The sequence below is a fragment of the Streptomyces sp. NPDC027189 genome (assembly GCF_055566975.1).
This window is the reverse complement of the sequence record NZ_JBVHRI010000004.1, coordinates 15,891-35,179: the sequence shown is the minus strand read 5'-3', so window position 1 is coordinate 35,179 and position 19,289 is coordinate 15,891. Positions and strand designations below refer to the sequence as shown.

17 protein-coding genes and 1 pseudogene are annotated in these 19,289 nt (G+C 72.0%); 6 read left to right on the top strand and 12 right to left on the bottom strand.

Annotated features, from left to right (window positions below; genetic code table 11):
* Positions 1-7 precede the first annotated feature (7 nt).
* Complete coding sequence (locus ACZ4RZ_RS11135; RefSeq protein ID WP_467743713.1) at positions 8-1,759, bottom strand: VMAP-C domain-containing protein; 1,752 nt, start codon at positions 1,757-1,759, stop codon at positions 8-10.
* Positions 1,756-2,151: a CU044_2847 family protein gene (locus ACZ4RZ_RS11130; protein ID WP_467743712.1), complete on the bottom strand. Its 396-nt coding sequence runs from the start codon at positions 2,149-2,151 to the stop codon at positions 1,756-1,758. The genes ACZ4RZ_RS11135 and ACZ4RZ_RS11130 overlap by 4 nt, the downstream gene beginning before the upstream one ends.
* A 225-nt stretch (positions 2,152-2,376) precedes the next feature.
* On the opposite strand from ACZ4RZ_RS11130, the gene ACZ4RZ_RS11125 reads away from it, so the two are divergent.
* The gene (locus ACZ4RZ_RS11125) at positions 2,377-5,994 is read left to right on the top strand and encodes a S8 family serine peptidase (RefSeq protein WP_467743711.1); all 3,618 of its coding nucleotides are present in this window, start codon (positions 2,377-2,379) and stop codon (positions 5,992-5,994) included.
* Positions 5,995-6,063: 69 nt separating this feature from the next.
* Here ACZ4RZ_RS11125 and ACZ4RZ_RS11120 read toward each other — a convergent pair whose 3' ends face one another.
* The 3 genes from ACZ4RZ_RS11120 to ACZ4RZ_RS11110 all read right to left on the bottom strand — a co-directional run bounded on the left by ACZ4RZ_RS11120 (position 6,064) and on the right by ACZ4RZ_RS11110 (position 9,689).
* Complete coding sequence (locus ACZ4RZ_RS11120) at positions 6,064-7,404, bottom strand: carboxyl transferase domain-containing protein (RefSeq protein WP_467743710.1); 1,341 nt, start codon at positions 7,402-7,404, stop codon at positions 6,064-6,066.
* On the bottom strand, positions 7,397-8,878 hold the full coding sequence (locus tag ACZ4RZ_RS11115; RefSeq protein WP_467743709.1) for an acyl-CoA synthetase: 1,482 nt from the start codon (positions 8,876-8,878) through the stop codon (positions 7,397-7,399). The genes ACZ4RZ_RS11120 and ACZ4RZ_RS11115 overlap by 8 nt, the downstream gene beginning before the upstream one ends.
* Before the next feature lie 61 nt (positions 8,879-8,939).
* Entirely contained in the window at positions 8,940-9,689 is a 750-nt protein-coding gene (locus tag ACZ4RZ_RS11110) for a metallophosphoesterase (protein ID WP_467743708.1), read from the bottom strand.
* A 105-nt stretch (positions 9,690-9,794) separates the two neighbouring features.
* Between ACZ4RZ_RS11110 and pdxR the strand changes: the two genes are divergently transcribed.
* The 3 genes from pdxR (at position 9,795) to ACZ4RZ_RS11095 (ending at position 13,097) form a co-directional block, all read left to right on the top strand.
* Positions 9,795-11,216: a MocR-like pyridoxine biosynthesis transcription factor PdxR gene (gene pdxR, locus ACZ4RZ_RS11105; RefSeq protein ID WP_467743707.1), complete on the top strand. Its 1,422-nt coding sequence runs from the start codon at positions 9,795-9,797 to the stop codon at positions 11,214-11,216.
* 68 nt (positions 11,217-11,284) lie between these two features.
* Positions 11,285-12,349, top strand: a complete 1,065-nt coding sequence (locus tag ACZ4RZ_RS11100; RefSeq protein ID WP_467743706.1) for a MerR family transcriptional regulator — start codon at positions 11,285-11,287, stop codon at positions 12,347-12,349.
* 511 nt (positions 12,350-12,860) lie between these two features.
* Entirely contained in the window at positions 12,861-13,097 is a 237-nt protein-coding gene (locus ACZ4RZ_RS11095; RefSeq protein ID WP_467743705.1) for a hypothetical protein, read from the top strand.
* Here ACZ4RZ_RS11095 and ACZ4RZ_RS11090 read toward each other — a convergent pair.
* From ACZ4RZ_RS11090 to ACZ4RZ_RS11080, 3 genes are read right to left on the bottom strand one after another with little or no spacing between them, the layout of a single operon-like run.
* A complete protein-coding gene (locus ACZ4RZ_RS11090) occupies positions 13,042-14,259 on the bottom strand; it encodes an MAB_1171c family putative transporter (protein WP_467743704.1) in 1,218 nt (405 codons plus the stop codon). The genes ACZ4RZ_RS11095 and ACZ4RZ_RS11090 overlap by 56 nt on opposite strands.
* A gap of 6 nt (positions 14,260-14,265) precedes the next feature.
* On the bottom strand, positions 14,266-14,868 hold the full coding sequence (locus tag ACZ4RZ_RS11085; protein WP_467743703.1) for a toxin-antitoxin system, toxin component family protein: 603 nt from the start codon (positions 14,866-14,868) through the stop codon (positions 14,266-14,268).
* Positions 14,865-15,473 carry a transcriptional regulator gene (locus ACZ4RZ_RS11080; RefSeq protein WP_467743702.1) on the bottom strand — a complete coding sequence of 203 codons (609 nt, stop codon included), beginning with the start codon at positions 15,471-15,473 and terminating at the stop codon, positions 14,865-14,867. The genes ACZ4RZ_RS11085 and ACZ4RZ_RS11080 overlap by 4 nt, the downstream gene beginning before the upstream one ends.
* 121 nt (positions 15,474-15,594) lie before the next feature.
* On the opposite strand from ACZ4RZ_RS11080, the pseudogene ACZ4RZ_RS11075 reads away from it, so the two are divergent.
* A pseudogene (locus tag ACZ4RZ_RS11075) lies at positions 15,595-15,729 on the top strand (LysR family transcriptional regulator); the annotation flags it as partial.
* Between the two features lie 151 nt (positions 15,730-15,880).
* A complete protein-coding gene (locus tag ACZ4RZ_RS11070; RefSeq protein WP_467743701.1) occupies positions 15,881-16,756 on the top strand; it encodes an ATP-grasp domain-containing protein in 876 nt (291 codons plus the stop codon).
* Here the strand turns inward: ACZ4RZ_RS11070 and ACZ4RZ_RS11065 are convergent.
* Genes ACZ4RZ_RS11065 through ACZ4RZ_RS11050 form a run of 4 tightly spaced genes read right to left on the bottom strand, consistent with a single transcriptional unit; the run spans position 16,737 to position 19,279 of the window.
* Positions 16,737-17,342 (bottom strand): hypothetical protein, encoded by a 606-nt coding sequence (locus tag ACZ4RZ_RS11065; RefSeq protein WP_467743700.1) that lies wholly within the window; start codon positions 17,340-17,342, stop codon positions 16,737-16,739. The two genes, ACZ4RZ_RS11070 and ACZ4RZ_RS11065, sit on opposite strands and share 20 nt — an antisense overlap.
* Entirely contained in the window at positions 17,248-18,153 is a 906-nt protein-coding gene (locus ACZ4RZ_RS11060) for an FkbM family methyltransferase (RefSeq protein WP_467743699.1), read from the bottom strand. Before ACZ4RZ_RS11060 ends, ACZ4RZ_RS11065 begins: the two co-directional genes overlap by 95 nt.
* Positions 18,150-18,377, bottom strand: a complete 228-nt coding sequence (locus ACZ4RZ_RS11055) for a Trm112 family protein (protein ID WP_467743698.1) — start codon at positions 18,375-18,377, stop codon at positions 18,150-18,152. The genes ACZ4RZ_RS11060 and ACZ4RZ_RS11055 overlap by 4 nt, the downstream gene beginning before the upstream one ends.
* Positions 18,374-19,279 carry a hypothetical protein gene (locus tag ACZ4RZ_RS11050; protein ID WP_467744302.1) on the bottom strand — a complete coding sequence of 302 codons (906 nt, stop codon included), beginning with the start codon at positions 19,277-19,279 and terminating at the stop codon, positions 18,374-18,376. Before ACZ4RZ_RS11050 ends, ACZ4RZ_RS11055 begins: the two co-directional genes overlap by 4 nt.
* Positions 19,280-19,289: the final 10 nt, after the last annotated feature.

The window sequence follows — 19,289 nt, the reverse complement described above, 5'->3', positions numbered from 1 at the left end:
GGGGTGCTCAGGCGACGGGCGAGTGCAGATAGCCCACGGGGTCGGGCAGACATCTGGGGTCCTCCCAGAGCAGCGCCAGGTCGTACGCCCAGTGCGGTTCCGCCGTGTCGGAGGCGTACGCCGTCTCGCGCAGCTCGTGTATGTGGGACGGGAGTTCACCCGGCGGCAGCCCCGCCAGATGCTCGGCCAGGTGGTCCAGGAACGCGGCGCCCGTGCAGTCCTCGTGCGTCCCGCCGCGGTGCTCGCCACGGCAGCCGGTGCGCGGCCAGAGCATCACCGGCACGGCCGCGTTCAGGCCGGCCCGGAACAGCTGCCGGGTGCTGTCGGCGCGCGGCGGCGAGGCGAAGCCCACCACGTCGGCGCCGCGCCGCAGCCCGATGGTCAGCCGCACCGGATCCTGGCCGACGGCTCCGCAGCCGATCCGGTGCAACCGTGCCGTGGGCTGCGCGTCGAGCCGCTGCCACTTCTGCAGCAGCTTGTGCTGCAGTCCGCCACTGCGCCGCCGCTCCAGGTCCATCACGACGAGCGGCGCGAAGGAGCCGAGCGGGCTGTCGTCGTCGGCGCTGCGCTGCCAGTGCGCGACGTCCGCGTTGAGCCAGCGGCGCGGCAGTACGAAGGCGATCAACTCCCGTGCCCCCGGCTCCAGCTCGTGGTACGCCTCGTCGATGCGCTCCAGCGCGTAGCCGCGCACGCGGTCGGCGGGCAGGGCGCGCGAGCCGACGACCCGGCGGTGCCGCCCGTTGTACGCGGACACCTCGACCAGGAAGTGGTGGTCACCGCAGCCGCTGGGCGCGATCTCGACGAGGATCGGCGACCAGGGCTGGGTCCCCGCCGAGGCCCGGTGCGCCGGCGCCTGGGGGCGGCGGTCGTACGGCCGTCGGGGCCAGGCCCGCAGCGCGCCCCGGGTCTGCGTGTCCTCGGTGAAGTCCGCGAGCCGCGCGGCGAACCGGGCGACGGCGCCCGTGTCCGGCACCTCGGAGAGCAGATACCAGGCCGCGTCCCACAGCGACCCGAACCGCCGCGCCGGCAGCTGCGGCCCGAACGGGCCCACCGCATCGCGGTAGAGCCGCTCGGGGCTGCACTCCGGACGCCCGTCGAACTCCGGGCCGCGCCCCTCCACCAGCTCCCGCAAGCGCTCCTTCTCCGCCCGCCCGTACTCCGGCGTCGGTATCAGCTCGCCGAGCTTCGGCCAGTACCGGGCCATGACCTGCGCGGGCAGCATCCGTCCATTGCGGATCCCGGGATCCCGCGCCGCGGCCGAGACCATGCCCACCACCCGGCCGGTGTCCGCGAGGGTCACCGCGGCGCCGCTGAAGCCGGGCACGAGGGGCTGCCCGTGCGCGGCCCACGCCTCCAGCTGGACCCACTCCCCGGCGATCAACTGGTCGGCGGTGGCCCGGTACTCGGCGAGCGTTCCCTCGTCGTACCGCTTGGGGAACCCGTATGCCAGCAGCCTGCGCGGCGGATTGCCGTAAGCGTCGGAGGGGACCGCGAACTCCGCGGGCTTCATCGGCACGGAGCGGTCCAGTTCGAGTACGGCGACATCGCCAGGGTCGGTGTCCTGCCCGTCCCAGCCGCCGTGCGCGACCACCTTCCCGGGGAGCGCGTCCTCGCCCTGCGCGAAGGAGACGCTCACCGCGTCCGTAGCGCTGCGCGCCACCACATGCGCGCAGGTCAGCACATGCCGCTCGGTGACGAGGAACCCCGCGCCCGTCTCCCGCCCGCAACTGATCCTGGCGTGCCAGGAGGCGCTGGTCATGACTGCGTGGCGGTCTCCGGGGAGCCGGGCCCGTCGGGCCGCGGCCCGGACCGCGGCCCGGACCGCGACTCGGATCGCGGCTCGGGCGACCAGGAGAGCTTGACGACCAGATGGCCCTCGACCGCGCTCTTGGCGATCAACGCGCCCGCCTCGGCGGTGAGTTTGACCCCGAACTCGATCTCCACGGAGTCGGGGCGCAGGCTGCCGTCGCGGAACACCCGCAGCGCGGACTCCGCGGCGGCCCGTACGCCCTCCAGGGAGCCCTCGAAGGTGCGCGCGGCCTGGACCGTACCGTCGTCCCGGGCGACCAGCCGCGAGCCGGACTCGTCCTCGACGCCCTCGACGACGATCAGTGCGCCGTCGTCGGTCTTGAACTCCACCAAACCATCCATGGCGCCGTCTTCCCCCGTCCGACGTGACTCCCGACCATCTTCATTGTTACGGACGGTACTTGGAGCTGTCCCGGTTTCCGCAGCTCGTACCCGCCTGCCCTGGCGGGAAGCCGCCAGGGCGCCTTCCCGCCAGGTCCCGTCAACTCCCCAGCAACACAAGCCCCCCGACACTCTTCGCAGCGCAGCAACACAGCAGAGCCCGGCGCCGACGAAGAGAGGGCACACATGACCAGAGGACCAGCGAGACGCGGGGCCGGGCTGTTGTCGGCCGGGCTCGTGCTCGCCCTGCTGCCGATGGGGCAGGCGGGCGCGCAAGAAGCCGGTTCTGTGCCGACCCGGGCCGCCTCCGCCGCCCGCACCGTCACCCTCGTCACCGGTGACAAGGTGACCGTCACCGACCTCGGCGGCGGCAAGAAGACCGTCACCGTCGAGCGCCCCGAGGGGGCCACCGGCGCCGTGCGCACCCAGGTGGTGAACGGCGCCGTCAGCGTCGTACCGGACGAGGCGCTGCCGTATCTGCGGGCGGGCACCCTGGACCGGCGGCTGTTCGACGTGAGCGAGCTGATACGTCAGGGGCTCACCGACCAGAAGACGGACGAGCTGCCGCTGATCGTGACGTACGAGAAGAAGAGCGGCACAGCCACGCCACGCGGGGCCGAGAAGACACGCGCGCTGCCGAGCATCCGCGGTGCCGCCCTCGACGCGGACAAAGGACGGACGTTCTGGCAGGCCATGACCCGCCAGGACGGGATCGGCAAGGTCTGGCTCGACGGACGCGTCAAGGCCGACATGGCCGAGAGCAACGCGCAGATCGGCACACCGAAGGCCTGGGAGGCCGGGCTCACCGGGAAGGGCGTCACCGTCGCCGTCCTCGACACCGGTGTCGACACCAGCCACCCCGACCTGGCAGAGAGGGTCTCGCAGACCAAGAGCTTCATCGACGGACAGGAGGTCGCCGACCGCAACGGGCACGGCACCCACGTCACGTCGACCGTCGGCGGCAGCGGTGCCGCCTCCGGCGGTACGGAGAAGGGTGTCGCGCCCGATGCCACGCTCGCCGTCGGCAAGGTGCTCAGCGACCAGGGCTCGGGCAGCGAGTCGCAGATCATCGCCGGTATGGAGTGGGCCGCGCGCGATGTGCACGCCAAGGTGATCTCCATGAGCCTCGGCTCGACCGAGGCCAGTGACGGCACCGATCCCATGGCCGAGGCGGTCGACACCCTGTCCAAGGAGACCGGCGCCCTCTTCGTCATAGCCGCCGGAAACACCGGCGCCCCCTCCTCCATCGGCTCGCCCGGCGCCGCCGACTCCGCGCTGACCGTCGGCGCGGTGGACTCGGAGGACCAGGCCGCCTACTTCACCAGCGCCGGACCGCGCTACGGCGACAACGCGCTCAAGCCCGACCTCTCCGCACCCGGCGTCGGCATCCTCGCCGCCCGCTCCCAACTGGTGAGCGGCAGCGGCTACTACACCTCCATGAGCGGTACGTCGATGGCGACGCCGCACGTCGCGGGCGTGGCCGCGCTGCTCGCCGAGAAGCACCCCGGCTGGACCGGCGCCCAGCTCAAGGACGCGCTGGTGTCGACGTCGAAGCAACTCGACGCGTCCGCCTATGTGCTGGGCTCGGGGCGGGTGAGTGTTCCGGACACGATCGACGCTGCCGTGACCGCCACCGGGAGCGCCGACCTCGGCTTCTACAGCTGGCCGTACGACGCGAACAAGCCCGTCACGAAGACGGTGACGTACAGCAACTCCTCCGGCAGCGCGGTCGAGTTGAGCCTCGCCGTGCGGGGTGCCGCCGACGGCGCCGCGACTCTCGCCGACTCCTCGCTCACCGTGCCCGCGCACGGCACCGCGTCCACGACGGTGACCGGTGACGGCTCCAAGGCGCCTGTGGGCAACACGTCCGGACAGATCGTCGCGTCCGTGGCCGGCACCCCCGTCGCGCACACCGCGTTCGGGCTGGTGAAGGAGGAGGAGCGGTACACGCTCACCGTGCACGTCAAGGACCGGGAGGGCGCCGCCGCGGCAGCCGATGTCGTGGTCCAGCAGCTCGCCCAGGGCGTCGACCCGTACCCCGCGCAGGTCGGCGACTCCGGCACCCTGAAGCTCCGGCTGAAGCCGGGGACGTACAGCCTCACGTCCTTCCTCGACGTGCACGGCAGCCACGGCGCGGACTCGCTCGGCCTCGGCTTCCTCGCGGCGCCCGAGGTCACGCTCGACCAGGATCGCGAAGTCACCTTGGACGGGCGGCAGTTGAGGGAACTCAAGGCCAAGGTCGACCGGCGGACCGAGACCCGGCAGCGGCTGATGGAGTACGACCGGAACGCGGGCGGCTCCGACCTGTTCGGCGCCGTGCAGGTGCCCGTCAAGTACGACAGCGTCTTCGCCGCGCCGACCGCGAAGGTCACCAAGGGCAGCTTCGAGTACCGGACGGTGTGGCGGCTCGGCAAGCCGCTGCTGGAGGTCGAGGACATCGGCGAGGCGGTCGTCCAGCCGGGCGGCACGCTGATCGAGGGGCGCAGCAGGCTGCCGCTGGTCGATGTCGGTGACGGGGTCTTCACCGGTAAGGACGTGCGCGGCAAGGCCGTGCTCGCTCGGCTCGCCGACGGTGTCGAACCGGCCGCGCTCGCCCAGGCCGCCCAGGACGCGGGCGCCAAGGCCCTGTTCGTCACCGACGAAACGGCCGGGCGGCTGAACGCCTGGTTCGGCACGGACGACGACGCCGACCGGCCGCTGCAGATCGCCACGGTGAACGCGGCGGACGCGGCACGGCTGCGGGCGGCCAAGGGTGTCGAGATGACCGGGACGCGCAACACGCCGTACTTGTACGACCTCTCGCAGGGGCACCAGGGCGCGATCCCGCGCGGAGACCTCACGTATGAGCCCGGCAAGGGTGAACTCGCCGTGCTGGACACCAGGTTCCACGCCGTGAAGCCCGTGTCGGGCGGCGAGTTCCGCTACTCGATCACCGACGCCTTCCCCATCGGGATCGGCTTCCAGGAGCGGATCGACTACCCGGCCGAGCGGACCGACTACGTCTCCACGGGCGCCGGGCAGCTGTGGCACGAGTCCGTGAGCGCCGGGCCGGGCACGCTCGAGGAACGCAGCGGACTGATCGCCTACCGGGGTGGCACGCACCCGACGCTCAACTGGTTCAAGCCCGTCTGGCACCCCTGGCTCGGCACCGGACTGGGCTGGGGCCAGGAGCGCGCCGGCAACCAGATCCAGTTCAACACGCCCGGCTGGGGCGACTCCGGGCCCGACCACACCGGCTTCGGCGACGTGTGGAGCGACGACACCGGGATGACCCAGTTCACTGAGGTGTACCAGGACGGTTCCCTGGTCGACCGGCGGAAGAGCTCGGGCGCGTACGTCTGGGACGCGCCCGCCGACGAGCACACGTACAAGGTCGTCACGGACACGACTCTGGACGCGGACCGCTGGAAGCTGTCCACGAAGGGCCACACCGAGTGGACCGTCAGATCGGCGGCCACCCCCGAGGACCACTTCACCTTCCTGCCGCTCCTCAACCTCGGATACGACGTCGACACCGACCTCGCGGGCGATGTGCGCGGCGGCGGCCGGGTGCCGGTGGGCATCTACGCCGAGTATGTGAAGGGTGCGCCGGACACCGGGACCATCGGGGGCGGGAAGCTGGAGGTGTCGTACGACGACGGGAAGACCTGGAAGGCGGTCCCGCTCGCCGGTGACAGGGCGTCCTGGAAGGGGACGCTGAGCGTGCCGGGCGGCGCGGAGTACATCTCGCTGCGAGCCTCGGCGCGTGACGACCAGGGCGGCTCGGTGAGCCAGGAGATCATCCGGGCGGTGGGAGTGCGGTAACCGGCCCGGGTGCTTGTGCGGGTGGTGCCGGCTCCGCTGGGAAGGGGGGATCCGGCACCACCGATCGGTTCAGGTCCCGGGGATTTCCGTGATGCCCCGGATCACCCCCAGATCCAGCAAGTCCTGGGGCCGAATGCGGAGTTGGCCGGCCGTCGCTTCGACCTCTCCCGGGGTCCGCTTCAGGATCGCGGCCGCGAGTTCCGGTGCGATGACCGAGAAGTAACTGTCCGGCGTGGCCCAGGTGTTGTCTGGTGCGGCCAGCGCGAGTGCGCCGCCCGAGCCGCCCTCGCCGATCACCAGCGTGGTGACCGGCGTGCGGGCGGTGGCCACCGCGGCGAACAGGTCCGCGATCGCCGCGCCGGCGCCCTGCCGCTCCGCATCCGCGTCGTTGGCGGCACCGGGCGTGTCCACCAACGTCAGTACGGGGATGCCGAGTCGGCCCGCGAGCCGGATCAGCCGGGCGGCGGTGCGGTATCCGGCGGGCCGGGTCGCGGTGCCGCCCTGGGCCGCGTAGGCGAGGGGCCGTCCATCCCGCGCGCGGCCGAAGCCGCACAGCATGCCGTCGTCCGTGCCGCCGCAGCGGTCGCCGCTGATGGCTGCCCGGTGTGTGAAGTACGCGTCCAAGTAGGCCTCGGCGCGAGGGCGTTCGGGGGAGCGGGCACGCCGGACGGCATCCCAGCCGGTGGCGGGGAGGTCGAGTGCGCCCAGGGCGGGCGGGACCCGCGCGGCCTCGGCCGACGGCTTGGTGAGCAGGCCCAGCCACAGCGCGAGCGTGCCCCGCAGTTCCTCAGGACGTACGACGGCGTCCACCGCCCCCGCCGCCAGCTGGGCCTCCGCCGTGTACGCGGCCGGGTCCGCGTCGGGCGGGCGGACCCGGGAGCCCGCGAAGCCCACCTGGACGCCGGGCAGCGCCAGGGTCACGTCGGCGCCCGCGCCCAGCGTGGCCCATCCGCCGCCCGTCGTCGGGTCCCGCAGCACGGCGATCTGTACGAGCCCCGCCTCGCGGGTGAGCGCCGACTCACTGGCCACGCGCTGGAGTTGGGTGAGCGCGAGCATGCCCTCCTGCATCCGGCTGCCGCCCGTGGCGACGAGCGAGACGACGGGGAGGCGGTGCTCGCGGGCGTAGGTGTACGCCGCTTGGAGGCCGTCCCCGGTGCGCTCGCCGAGCGAGCCGCCGAGGAAGCCGAACTCGAAGGCGATCAGTACGGCGGGGGTGTCGCCGATGGTCGCGGTGCCGCAGACGACGGACTCCTCCTCGCCGGTGCGGGCGGCGGCGCGGGCGCGTGAGTCGTCGTAACCCTGCCAGGAGAGTGGGCCGTTCGCTGGGAACTCCCTTATGGGGGAGGCGAGTTCCGTGAAGGTGTCGGTGACCAGGGCGATGGTCTCGCGCGCCGGGAAACGCTCAGTCACGCGGCAGCGCCCGCTTCAGGATCTTGCCCATGTCGTTGCGCGGCAGGGACTCCAGGAAGCGCACGGTGCGCGGCCGTTTGTGCGGGGCGAGACGGCGGGCCACGTGGTCGGCCAACTCGTCGGCGGATGGCGGGGAGTGGGGATCGGAGGGCACGATCCAGGCCACGATCCGCTCGCCCAGATCGTCGTCGGGCTCACCGGTGACGGCGGCCTCGCGCACCGCCGGATGCTCGAGCAGCGCGTTCTCGATCTCCCCGGCGCCGATCTTGTAGCCGCCGCTCTTGATCAGGTCGGTGGCCTTGCGGCCGACGATGCGTACCGAGCCGTCGGGGTCGAGGACGGCCATGTCGCCGGTGCGGAACCAGCCGTCCTCGGTGAACGCGGCGGCGGTGGCGTCGGGCCGGTTCAGGTACTCGGTGAAGAGGTTCGGCCCGCGCACCTGGATCTCGCCGACGCTCTCGCCGTCGTACGCGCCCGTGGGGGTGCCATCGGTGTCGTACCCGGCGATCGTCGTCCCGTCCTCCTCGACGAGCCGCAGGTCGACGCCGGGCAGCGGCACGCCGACGGTGCCGGGGCGCGCCGCACCGTCCACCCGGACGCTCGTGTTCATCAGCGTCTCGGTCATCCCGTACCGCTCCACGACCCGGCCCCCGGTCGCGGCCGTGATCCGCTCGTGGTCGTGCACGGGCAGCGCGGCGGAACCCGACACGAGGAGCCGCGCCCGGCCGAGCGCCTTGGCCAGCTCCACGTCCTCGGTGACCGCCTCGGCGAGCCGGTGGTACATCGTCGGTACCCCGAACAGCATCGTCGCGCCGCCGTTCAGCTCCCGCGCCACGCCCTCCGCGCTGAACCGCCCCAGATGCCGTACGGAGCCGCCGCGCCGCAGCGGCCCCAGAATGCCCAGGATCAGCCCGTGCACATGGAACAGCGGCAGCCCGTGCACCAGCACGTCGTCACCGGTCCACTGCCAGGCGTCGGCCAGCGCGTCCAGCGTCGAGGCGATCGAGCGACGCGGGATGACGGCGCCCTTGGGCGGGCCGGTGGTGCCGGAGGTGTAGACGATGAGGGCGGGGGCGGCGGGGTCCGCCTCCGCGGGCGGCACGCCCGTTCCGGGGCTGTTCGTCTGGATGTCGATCCGCTCCAACGCCCGTACGGACTCGGGAAGTTCATCGCCCGGACCGGCGAGGACCAGCGACGGCGCACTGTCGCCGAGAATGTGGCCCAACTCGCCCTCCCCCGACTTCGGGTTGAGCGGCACGGCCGGCAGCCCGGCGAGCAGCGCGGCCACGACACCGACGGCCGTCTCCAAGGTCGGCGTCGCCCATACGGCGACCCTCCCGGCATCGCCGAGCCGCCCGGCCAGTTCACCCGCCGAGGCGGCGAGCTCCGCGTACGTCAGGGACCGATCGCCGAAACGCAGCGCGGACCGCTCCGCGACCGAACCGCCCACCAGGGCCGGGAAGAGGGAGGACACACGTACTCCTTGGCAGTAGGGGACTTTCTGCGGGCACTGTCACAACCTTTCCCGACCGTTCCTACACGATGACGCTCCTGTAGTGGGTGGTGAGTCGCCCGTCCGCGTCCAGGACGTGGAAGGCGAGCGCGGGCGGCAGGTCCAGGTGGACGTGGTCGTCCGGGTGGGCGCGGTGTTCCCAGGGGAGGCGGCTGGTCGAGACGACGCCGGGCGCCACCAGGAGGGGGCGGCCCGCGAAGGTGGTGGCCGCCGGGGTGTGGGCGTGGCCGGTGAGGAAGGCGGTGAGGTGGGGGTGGCGGGCGACCAGGTCGGCGAGGGGCCGCTCGTCCAGGAGACGGATGCCGTCGACGTACGGCATGTTGAGGGTGGCCGGTGGGTGGTGGAAGGCGACCAGGACGGGGGTCGTGGCCTGCGTGAGGACCTCGTCCAGCCAGGTCAGGGTCTCGTCCTCCAGGTGGCCGTGGTCCTTGCCCGGTACCGAGGAGTCGCACAGGGCCAGGGTGAAGCCGGGCGCCTGGTGGACCTGGTTGACCGGACCCGGCGCGGCAGGGCGGCCGAGCAAGTGCTCGCGGAACGCGGAGCGTTCGTCGTGGTTGCCGGGGCAGACCAGGACCGAGTGCCGGGAGGCGAGGAGGCCGCGCGTCTCCTCGTACTCGGACGGCAGGCCGTGGTCGGCGATGTCGCCCGTGACGAGGACGGCGTCCAGGTCGTGGGGGAGGCCTTCCAGGTACGCCATGACGGCGCGGGCGCGCTCCACGCTACGTCGGTCGCTGTCGATGTGGAGGTCGCTGACGTGGGCGATCACGATCACGGGGATTCCTTTCGCGGGCCGGCGCCGGCCGCCCGCTTGTCCGTTGGTCTTTCGTCGCTGCCACGAAGCTATGTGTCTTCCGGACCATGAATAAGATCCAGTCCCATGCCTGAAAACTGGTCCGGTTCGAGGCTCGACCTGCACCTCGACCTCGACACGCAGGGCGGTCGCCGTGCCCGCCTGGAGGCGGCGCTGCGCGAGGCAATCCGCGCCGGTCGGCTGACGGCGGGGACGCCGTTGCCTTCGACGCGGGGGCTCGCCCAGGAGCTGGGCCTGTCGCGCGGAACGGTCACCGCGGCCTACGACCAGCTCGCCGAGCAGGGATACGTGATCTCCCGGCCGGGAGCCGCGACCAGGGTCGCCGACGTGCCGCTCCGGCTTCCGCCGGAGTCAACGACCGACACCTTTACGCGTCCTCCGGCACACGACCTGCGCCCCGGACGGCCCGACGTCAGCACCTTCCCCACCCGCGCCTGGCTCGCTGCCACGCGTCGTGTCCTCGACCGGGCCCGGCCCGAGGTGTTCGGCCCCGGCGACCCCCAGGGCCGTATCGAACTGCGCACCGCGCTCGCCGACTACTTGGGCCGCACCCGCGGTGTCCTGACCACCCCCGACCGGATCGTGATCACCTCCGGCTACTACCAGACGGTTCAGCTGCTGTGCCGGGTCCTGACGGCGGGAGGCCGCGAGGTCGCCGCCCTGGAGGACCCCGGCCACGACTTCTACCGGGACACCGTTCGCCGCGCGGGTTTCACCACGTACGCACTGCCGGTGGACGCGCAGGGCGCGAACACCGGCACCCTGACCGGCCACACCGACGCGGTCTTCCTGACCCCCTCGCACCACCATCCGACCGGCGTGCCGCTGCACCCGACCCGTCGTCAGGCCGTGTGCGCGTGGGCGCGCTCCACCGGCGGGCTCATCGTCGAGGACGACTACGACGGTGAGTTCCGCTACGACCGTCGTCCGGTCGGCGCGCTGCAGAGCCTGGCGCCGGACCAGGTCGTGTACTGCGGTACGGCGTCCAAGACGCTGGGGCCCGCCCTCCGGCTGGCCTGGGCCGTCCTGCCGTCCGACCTGGTGGCCCCGGTGGTCCGGGCCAAGGAGGCCGATGACCTGTACACCGAGACGCTCGGCCAGTTGGTGCTGGCCGAGTTCATCGCCACGCACGCGTACGACCGTCATGTCCGCGCGGCCCGCCTGCGCTACCGCAGACGCCGGGAGCTGCTGATCGACCGGATGTCCGCGTTCCCGGGCCTCACCGCGCACGGCGTCCCGGCCGGCCTGCACACCCTGGTCACCCTGCCGCCCGGACGGCCCGCCGAGGCCGACGTCCTGAGCGCATGCGCCGACCAGGGCGTGGCCCTGCGCGGTCTCGCCGAACTTCACCACAGCCTCGACGGCGACCGCCCCGAGGGGATCCTCATCGGCTTCGCCGCCCCTTCCGAACGCGCATACCCGGCGGCCCTCGACGCTCTGTTCGCGGTTCTGGAGGAGTCCGTCATGTGCTGGAAGCCATCGGGTTGACCTTCACCATTGGGCAAGCCCCAGCATCGGTGGCGGAACGAGGAACGACCGGACCACGGGGTGGACGCATGGACATGCTGACGATCGGGGCCTTCGCGAAGGCGTGCCGGCTGTCACCGAAGGCGCTGCGGCTGTACGACGAGCTGGAGCTGCTGCGGCCCGCCCGGGTCGACCCGGAGACCGGGTACCGGTACTACGCGGTCGGGCAGCTGGAGCAGGCGCGCCTGCTGGCGTGGCTGCGACGGCTCGGAATGCCGCTCGCCCGGATCCGGCGGGTGTGCGCCATGGCCCCGGAGCCGGCCGCGCGGGAGATCCGCGCGTACTGGGCCCAGGTCGAGGCCGAGACGGTCGCCCGCCGGGATCTGGCGGAGTTCCTCGTGGACCATCTCTCGCCGTCCCCCAGGAAGGACACCAGCATGCTGGAACTCCGTTACTCCGCTCTCTCCGACACCGGTCTGGTCCGCGGCGCCAACCAGGACACCGCCTACGCGGGCACCCGCGTCCTCGCCGTGGCCGACGGCTTCGGGCCGAACGGGGCACCCGCCAGTACGGCGGCGGTGGAGGCCCTCAAGTTCCTGGACGACGAGCCGCTCCCTGCCGGAAGCGTGCTCAATCTCCTCGAGGACGCCGTCCAGGGCGCCACCCAGGCCGTCCAGGGCATCGCCCCTGACGGGGACGCCGGCACCACGCTCACCGCCATGGTGTGGACCGGGTCCCAGCTCGCGCTGGTGCACATCGGGGACTCGCGCGTGTATCTGCTGCGCGACGGGGAGCTGTTCCGGATCACTCACGACCACACCGTCGTGCAGTCGATGATCGACGAGGGCAGTCTGACGCCGGAGGAGGCGACCACTCATCCCCAACGCTCCCTGCTCCTGAAGGCGTTGGGGATCGGCTCGGCCGCCCCCGTACCCGATCTGCGGCTGCACGACGCCCGGCCGGGCGACCGTTACCTGCTCTGCTCGGACGGCCTCTCCGGTGTCGTACCGGATGAGGGGATCGCGCGGATTCTCACATCGAGTGCCATACCCGAGGAGGCCGTTCGGGCCCTGGTCGGTGCGGCGAACGACTCCGGTGGACCGGACAACGTGAGTTGTGTGGTCGCGGATGTGGTGGGCGCCTCCATCGAGTAGTCGGCGTCGACGCACTTCGGCGCATCCGTCGGCTGGTCGTCCGGCATGGGCGAGCCTCACCGGAACACAGGGCTTGACCTCGCCCTTGCTCGTGCAGGCGTTGACCCAGGTGCGGCCGGGTGGTGTCCCTGAGGTTGTCGAAGACCAGCACGTTGCCCGGGCCAGGGTGATCGTCCGGTTCCACCGCGAGGTGAGGACGGGGACCTGGTCGCCCTGCTTGTTGATCGCCCGGAGCACCGGGTCGTGCTCACAGATGTGGCAGGGGGCGAGGACGTTCACGGTCACCTGGATGCCCTTCGGGCGCGGTTGCCTCGCGAGTGCGCGCTGGGCCTCGATGCCGATGGTCTGGTCCCTGACGGTGAGCGTGACACTGCCGTCGCCCGCTCGCCCTCGGGAAGCCTTGCGAGCGCGGCCGGCACGCGCCGCCCCGGGCGCTCCGCGTCGAGCCTGTCCTCGAGGCGGACGATTGGCTCGGTCGGAGCGGGCGCCCGCCGCCTTCCACTCCTCGTCCGTGAGCGGCGGACGTGCGGCGCTCGGGCCCGTCGGGCAGGACGTCGCGCTCGACGACGGTGACGACGTCCGCGAACTCGACCAGGGCGCGGGCCGCGAGCAGTCCGGCGAGGCTGCCGCCGAGGACGACGGCGGACCTCAGGGGCGATCGCTCACGGGACGATCGCTCGTGGGGTCGGCACTCATGGGGCGGGCACGCTCTCTGCCGCGGCGGCCGCGCGCTCGCGAACCGCCCTGATGTCGTCGGTGTGGCGGAGGGCCCGGGACACGGCCTCGATCCCCTCCAGCAGGTCTTCGATGTCCGGGCTGCCGACAGGGGCGCCGGCGTCGTCCTCCCGGGAACGTCGTCTGGTCTCGATGGCGTCCTGGATCGCCACGACCTGGGCGAGCGACCTCGCCCGCCCGGGCTCGCGCCCCAGGCCGACCGCGGCGTCGTACGCCCGCCGCTCCAAGTCCCCGTCGATGTACCGGGCGAGGTGGAGCAGCGCGTCCCGGATGAACGTCTCGCGGCGCGTCAGGCGCAGTTCGGGGGTGGCCCGCAGCTTGAAGGGGACGCGGCCGCCGGTGACGGTGCGCGTCAGCAGGTACAGGGGCCGCAGGCGCCAGTGGCCGAGCCGGGTGCGCGCACGGCGGTGCAGGTACTGGCCGGCGTGCGGAAGGATGAACCCCACCGCGATCAGGATGGCGGCGAGACAGGCGACGAGCGGCGACAGGGCCGTGCTCAGCCAGTCCAGGTCGTGGCCGGTCCACCGGGCGACCACCGCCGTGATCTTGGAGGCGTCGTAGATCAGGTTCATCGCGTAGCCGACGCCGAGGAACTTCAGGCCGCTGCGCAGCCACATGTCGAGGCCATCGGCGCGTATCCAGTTCCTGATCAGCCGGTAGGTGATGAGGCAGGCCACGGTGTGCGCGAGCAGGTAGAGCACGATCTCTTCGCGCAGGAAGGCGGTGGTGGCGTAGTACGTGTCGAGGTCCCGCACCCGCTCGACATCGGCGTCGGCGAGTGCGAACAGCACCCACAGCGCGACGATCACGCCCGAGTAGACGCTCACCACCCATCTCGTGGCGCGTCGGGTCGTCTGCGAGCTGTCGGAGATGCCGTTGCGCCAGGCGGTGATCAGCAGCAGACCGGATCCGCAGAACGCGGTGATCAGGCTGTAGACCAGCGGTGCCGAGATGTTCGGTACACCGGTGACGCGGTTGGTCCAGGTGATGGTGGGCGGCGCCGCGAAGACGAAGACGCCGCAGGCGAGGACGAGCAGACCGCCGACCGCTCTGAGCAGGGGGTCCTTCCAGAGCTTGATGATGCTGGGCAGTTTGATCGCCAGGGCGGCGGTCAGGACCGCCGCCGGTATCCAGAAGGAGATGTACAGGCCGTCGAAGAAGCGGGAAGGATTCATCGCCGGTCAGTCCCGGGGTCCGCGATAGCCCAGGGACGCCTGGATGGCCCGGCCCACCGGGTCGACGGGGCCTTGGGCACGGGGGCCGGTCACCCAGGAGCGGAAGACGCTGGCGAGATGCAGGCCGAAGTCCTCGGCCTCGGCCTCGTCGGCTTCGTGGGATCCATTGCGGGCGGCGACGGTGAGGGCGATCTCCTGCCAGTCGGGGCTCTCGGAGAGGGCGCGCGCGGCGGCTGCCGCGCCGTCCACGTGATGGTCGCGATGCCCTTCCTTCATGTGCCACAACTCATGGCCCAGGATGACGAGTTGCTGCACCGTCTCGGCACGCTCCTCGATGATGACGAGGTCGAAGTCGTGGAACTCCATCCACAGTCCCGTGACCTCGATCTCGTCGGGAAAGCGCTCGAAGCGCAGCTGGACGGGACGGCCGTCACGCCGCCTGCTCATCTCCTCGCACAGTGCGTCCGCCAACTCCCGTACGTCGAGCGGGGTGTCGATCCTCTTCCGCAGTACGCGGCTGAGCTCCACCGCGAGGGCGCGCATCTCGGAGTCGGCTTTGGGTGAACGAAGCGCCGCCGCGAGCCCGCGAATCCTGCCGACCAGCTTCATCGTTCCGCCTCCTCGCTGCCCAGCAGGCCTTCGAGCATCAGCACGAGCGCCTCCTGCTTGCGCGGCGTGAGCCGCTTGCCCCGCAGTGCGAGCGTCACGACCCCGTGCTTGATCGTGAACTTGAGCAGCGGGCCGTCCTCCACGCCGCCTTCGAGTTCCTGAAGGGTGCGCTGAAGGGCTCCGTTCAGGGCGACGGCGGCCGGGTCGGTGAAGAACTTGGTGCCCTGGTCGATGTGGAAGAACTCCGCGAGCCGGGTGAGGTCCGGCACGTTCGGCATCTTGTCGCCGTTGAGGAGGGTCCGTGCCCATTTCTCGCTGATCCCGAGCCGGACGGCGACCTCCCGGCACACATCGGCGGGCCTCCTCCCGCTCTCGGTGAGATACGCCTCGTACAGCGCGCGCACCCGCCCCCGGACCCGGTCGTCCACCTTGTCCTCGCGAGGCGCCTCGCCGTCGAGCAGGGCCCGGATCTCCGCCTCGGGGACGGCGGTCCGCCCCGACAGGCCACGTGTGTCGAGGACTTCACCTCGGTCCAGACGCTTCGCGGCGATCTGCGCGTCGAGGCGTGCGAGTGTCTCGGGAAGAGGCGGCGGGGACTCACTCACCAAGGGGCTCCCGGCAGTTGACTCATAAAGTTGTCGCGGTGGCCGAGACTACGTGGCCGGGTCGGCCCGCGCCATGGTTTCCGAACGATCGTTCCCGGTTCAAGAACGATCGGTTCAGGCCCTGTCCCACAAGGGCGACAACCGCACCGTCGTCGCCGACCCCACCGCCGGGATGTTCGCCGCCGTCAAGGGCGACGTCCTCACCGACAAGGACGCCCACCTCGCCCTCACCCGCCACACCGACTGGCTCTCCTGAACCGCTCGCCCCGCACCCCGGCCGCATTCGGCGCCGACGCCGCCCTCCCCGCCGGTGATCACGGTCCTCAAATGGCTTGCCGCTGTTGCGTGCGTGGTGGTTACCCTGCGGCGGGATCGCCCCGAGATGTGCTCCGAGGATGGAGGCCGCCGTGGCCCGTGTCGCGCTCGTCAGCTACAACCCGGGCGAGGAGCCCGGGCTGGACCGGGATCTGCCCGTGCTGAGGGCGGCCCTGGAGGACGCCGGAGCCGAAGCCGTCGTCGCGTACTGGGACGACCCCGAGGTCGACTGGGCGGGGTTCGACCTCGCCGTGATCCGGTCGACCTGGGACTACAGCTGGCGGGTGGCGGAGTTCGTGGCGTGGGCCGAGCGGTGCGGGGGGCTCACCCGGCTCGCGAATCCGGCGGGGGTCGTGCGGTGGAACACCGACAAGCGGTATGTCGGGGATCTGGCGGCCGCGGGGGTCCCCGTCGTGCCGACCCGGTATCTCGCGCCGGGAGACCCCGTCGAGCTGCCCGAGGACCAGGAGTTCGTCGTGAAACCCACCGCCGGTGCGGGGGCACGGTACGCCGCCCGGTACACGCCGGGTGAGCGGGAGACGGCCGTACGGCAGCTCGCGCGGATGCACGCCGAAGGGCTGACCGCGATGGTGCAGCCGTACGTGAAGAACATCGACGCCCATGGTGAGCGGGCCTTGCAGTTCTTCGGCGGGCGGCTGTTGCACGCCAGCCGGAAGGGTGCCGTGCTGGAACCGGGGACGCCGTTCGACGGGGACAAGGTTCCCCATCCGCGGCTGGCGGCCTGGGAGCCGACGCCCGCCGAACTGGCTGTCGCCGAGCGGGCGTTGGCCGCCGTGCCGGACGGTTCCGACGTCCTGCTCTACGCGCGCGTCGACCTCGTCGACGGCGACGACGGCGAGCCGCGGGTGATGGAACTGGAGCTGGTCGAGCCGAATCTTTTCCTCTGGCTGCACCCGGAGTCGCTGCCCGTCGTCGTGGAGGCGATCCTCAAGGCCGCTGCCCTTTGACGCCCACCCGTTGCAGCAGCCCCCAGGTGAACTCCGCCGCGCATTCCCGTCGTACGCCCGACGCGTCCGGGGCAGTGAAGGCCAGACCCCAGCGCGTCGGGGCCGTGCCCTCCAGGGGGCGGGCGGGGGCGAAGGCGCGGGCGGCCTCGTCGACCGTGCAGGACCAGGGGGTGAGATCGTCCAGGGTTTCCAGGACCGGACCGGGGGCGCCGGGGGCCCGTACCAGCCACTCGTTCCAGGCCACCCCGTTGGGCGCGACGAGGACCTCGAAGCGGAGGCCGGGCCAGAGGGGCACCGGCCACAGGAGCGCCTCGCAGGCGAGGTCGCCGATCCGGCGGGGAGTGACCGACTCCGGGGTGCCGAGGATCGAGTGGTAGCGGGAGGCGGCCGTGCGCGAGCGCGGGGCGTGCAGCATCGCCTGCCAGCGGCGGTTGGCCTCGCGCATGTCGGCGATGGAGGCGCCCAGCTCGTGGCGGGCGTCCTCGACGAGGTCAGGGTTGTGGTCGGCCATGCGGCGCAGCAGGACCAGCTGGAAGTCGAGAGGGGTGAAGGGGGTGGTGGGGCGTTTGGCCGGCATGGGGTCCATGGTCGCGTACCGGCGCCTCGCCCGGGCGGCGCCCGTCGGGCAGGAACAGGACCGAGTTGACGTAACGGGGGCCGTGCGGCGGCAGCACCCGACGCAGCAGGCCCTGGGAGACGACGTATGACGTCTGCGCCTGGTGGTCCTCCAGGGGGAAGGAGGCCAGGGGCAACCAGGTGGCGCCGGGGAGCACCCAGCCGGCGTAGCCCTGCTCGGAGAGGTGCTCGACGACCGGGGTGATCGGCTGGATACGGGACTCCAGTTCGATGAAGAGGGCCGGGCGGTCGCGGGTGAGCAGGGCCCGCGCGCCGCGCAGCACCGCCAGCTCGTTGCCGTCCACGTCGATCTTGATGAAGCCGACATCGCGCAGGTCCAGGCTGTCGAGGGTCAGACAGGGGACCTTCAGCGCGCGGGCGTGGATGTCCCTGCGGACGAGCGAGGACACGCCTCGGTCCCCCGCGTCGTCCGGCGGCAGCCACAGGTGGGCCGTGCCCCGGTGGTCGGAGGCGGCCGCGCTGATGACGCGGACGTTCCCGGGGGTGGCGGCGGAGAGGAGTCTGGCCAGGTGGGGGACCGGTTCTACGGTCACCACGCGGCGGGCTCGGCCGGCGAGGCGGCGGGTCCAGGGGCCGTACCAGCCGCCCACGTCCACCGCCGTGCCGCAGCCGGGCGGGCAGAGCTCGGCGAGCCGGGCCAGCTCGGGTTCGAAGCGCGGGTAGACGAGCCGGGCGGTGGCGGCGACCAGCCGGGTGGGGAGGAAGGGGGCGAGACGGGCGGCCAGGGTCTTCTTCGCACGCCCGGTCCTGGGGTCTGTCATAGGGCCATCCGTTTGAGGAGCTCCTCGTGCTCGTCCTCCGTGACCTGCTCCCCGGAGGACGGCAGCAGCTGGGGGATGCCGTCGACGATCGGGTAACGGCGGTGCAGGCGCGGGTTGTAGAGGGCTTCCTCTGAGGTCAGCGCCTCATCCGGGACGAGCAGATGCAGCGGGCCCTTGTCGAGCGGGCAGGCAAGGATCTTCAGCAGCGGGTCGTCGGGGTTCATGGGGGTGTCAACTCCTTGGCACCGATGGGGGGTTGGGGTGCTTGATCGTGCTTGGGCATGGCGAGCAGGACCGACACCGCGAGCGCGGTGCCCGCGAGGCGCAGGGCGAGCCGCACCGGTTCGTGCGGCAGCGCCTCGCCGAACGCGAGGGTGCCGAGCACCGCCGTGAACAGGCAGGTCACCGTCGTACAGACGGGCACGATCAGCGAGGCCCGGCAGCGCTGCAGCGCCGCCTGCGACATGACCAGGCCGAACGCGCCGGTGAAGAGAAGGAGATAGGGGTACGGGGAGCGCAGGAGGCCGGCCACCGCTCCGCCCAGGTCGCTTGTCGTCATGTAGCTCGACACGCCCTTGATGGCGAGCGAGCTCACGCCGTACAACAGCCCCACCGCCACGCCGTACTCGACACCCGTGGTCGGCATGCGGTGCCGGTGCCTGGAGCGGCGCTCGGCGGCTCCGTACAGCCACACGCCCAGCGAGAGCGACGGCAGGCAGACGGTGAGGATCAGCGGCACCGGGGCGCTGCGGCTCACCGTGTCCGTGCCCTCGCGCAGGGACAGCACGACCATCAGCAGGGCGACGAGGATCGCGCCGAGCGCGTACCGCTCGCGGCCGGTCGTCTCCTCGCCGAGCAGCCGGGAGGAGAGCAGCACGAGCAGCACGAGCCCGGAGACGAAGATGCCCTGGGCCGCGGCGATCGGAAGGGTGCGGTAGACGGCGAGCTGGGCGCCGAATCCCGCGGCGAGGGCCAGCGAACCGCCGATCCACAGAGGGCTGCCGAGGACCAGCCGCAGCAGCTTGGCGGGGCGGCGGATGTCCACCTCGGGCAGGGCCGCCAACGCGCGTTTCTCCAGGACGAATCCGCTGCTGTACAGGACGTTCGCCAGCAGGGCCGCGGCCACTCCCCACCAC